At 56.9% G+C, this 2408-nt stretch carries 1 rRNA gene; it reads right to left on the bottom strand.

The window, feature by feature from the left end:
* Nucleotides 1-2359 (bottom strand): 23S ribosomal RNA (locus tag EV567_RS27705); the annotation flags it as partial.
* Nucleotides 2360-2408 lie beyond the last annotated feature (49 nt).

Here is a 2408-nt window from a genome sequence, read left to right as displayed (position 1 = left end):
GCTTCAAAGTCTCCCAGCTATCCTACACAAGCCGAACCGAACACCAATATCAAACTGTAGTAAAGGTCCCGGGGTCTTTCCGTCCTGCTGCGCGAAACGAGCATCTTTACTCGTAGTGCAATTTCACCGGGCCTATGGTTGAGACAGTCGAGAAGTCGTTACGCCATTCGTGCAGGTCGGAACTTACCCGACAAGGAATTTCGCTACCTTAGGATGGTTATAGTTACCACCGCCGTTTACTGGCGCTTAAGTTCTCAGCTTCGCCCTGACGAATCAGAGCTAACCGGTCCCCTTAACGTTCCAGCACCGGGCAGGCGTCAGTCCGTATACATCGCCTTACGGCTTCGCACGGACCTGTGTTTTTAGTAAACAGTCGCTTCTCGCTGGTCTCTGCGGCCACCCCCAGCTCGAGCAGCAAGTGCTCTCACCAGATGTGGCCCCCCTTCTCCCGAAGTTACGGGGGCATTTTGCCGAGTTCCTTAACCATAGTTCACCCGAACGCCTCGGTATTCTCTACCTGACCACCTGAGTCGGTTTAGGGTACGGGCCGCCATGAAACTCGCTAGAGGCTTTTCTCGACAGCATAGGATCATCCACTTCACCACAATCGGCTCGGCATCAGGTCTCAGCCACGTGTGCGACGGATTTACCTATCGCACGGCCTACACCCTTACCCCGGGACAACCACCGCCCGGGCTGGACTACCTTCCTGCGTCACCCCATCACTCACCTACTAACCGCTTGGTTCGGCGGCTCCACCACTTTCCTTTCCCCGAAGGGTCCGGAACGGCTTCACGGCCTTAGCATCACGATGCTCGATGTTTGACGCTTCACAGCGGGTACCGGAATATCAACCGGTTATCCATCGACTACGCCTGTCGGCCTCGCCTTAGGTCCCGACTTACCCTGGGCAGATCAGCTTGACCCAGGAACCCTTAGTCAATCGGCGCACACGTTTCTCACGTGTGAATCGCTACTCATGCCTGCATTCTCACTCGTGAACCGTCCACAACTACCTTCCGGTGCTGCTTCACCCGGCACACGACGCTCCCCTACCCATCACAGCCGGCGTTGGCCGTATTGCTGCAATGACACGACTTCGGCGGTACGCTTGAGCCCCGCTACATTGTCGGCGCGGAATCACTAGACCAGTGAGCTATTACGCACTCTTTCAAGGGTGGCTGCTTCTAAGCCAACCTCCTGGTTGTCTGTGCGACTCCACATCCTTTCCCACTTAGCGTACGCTTAGGGGCCTTAGTCGATGCTCTGGGCTGTTTCCCTCTCGACCATGGAGCTTATCCCCCACAGTCTCACTGCCGCGCTCTCACTTACCGGCATTCGGAGTTTGGCTAAGGTCAGTAACCCGGTAGGGCCCATCGCCTATCCAGTGCTCTACCTCCGGCAAGAAACACACGACGCTGCACCTAAATGCATTTCGGGGAGAACCAGCTATCACGGAGTTTGATTGGCCTTTCACCCCTAACCACAGGTCATCCCCCAGGTTTTCAACCCTGGTGGGTTCGGTCCTCCACGAAGTCTTACCTCCGCTTCAACCTGCCCATGGCTAGATCACTCCGCTTCGGGTCTTGAGCGCGCTACTGAATCGCCCTGTTCGGACTCGCTTTCGCTACGGCTTCCCCACTCGGGTTAACCTCGCAACACACCGCAAACTCGCAGGCTCATTCTTCAAAAGGCACGCAGTCACGAGACACCAAGCAAGCTTGATGTCCGACGCTCCCACGGCTTGTAGGCACACGGTTTCAGGTACTATTTCACTCCGCTCCCGCGGTACTTTTCACCATTCCCTCACGGTACTATCCGCTATCGGTCACCAGGGAATATTTAGGCTTAGCGGGTGGTCCCGCCAGATTCACACGGGATTTCTCGGGCCCCGTGCTACTTGGGTGTCTCTCAAACGAGCCGCTGACGTTTCGACTACGGGGGTCTTACCCTCTACGCCGGACCTTTCGCATGTCCTTCGCCTACATCAACGGTTTCTGACTCGTCCTGTCGCCGGCAGACGACAGAAGAGAGATCCCACAACCCCGCATGCGCAACCCCTGCCGGGTCTCACACGCATACGGTTTGGCCTCATCCGGTTTCGCTCGCCACTACTCCCGGAATCACGGTTGTTTTCTCTTCCTGCGGGTACTGAGATGTTTCACTTCCCCGCGTTCCCTCCACACTGCCTATGTGTTCAGCAGCGGGTGACAGCCCATGACGACTGCCGGGTTTCCCCATTCGGAAACCCCCGGATCAAAGCCTGGTTGACGACTCCCCGGGGACTATCGTGGCCTCCCACGTCCTTCATCGGTTCCTGGTGCCAAGGCATCCACCGTGCGCCCTTAAAAACTTGGCCACAGATGCTCGCGTCCACTGTGCAGTTCTCAAACAACGACCAGCCACCC

This window comes from Streptomyces sp. BK239 (genome assembly GCF_004217285.1).
In the GTDB taxonomy this organism is placed as follows: domain Bacteria; phylum Actinomycetota; class Actinomycetes; order Streptomycetales; family Streptomycetaceae; genus Streptomyces.
Note: the sequence above shows the minus strand (reverse complement) of the source record. Positions and strands in the feature narration are given on the sequence as shown.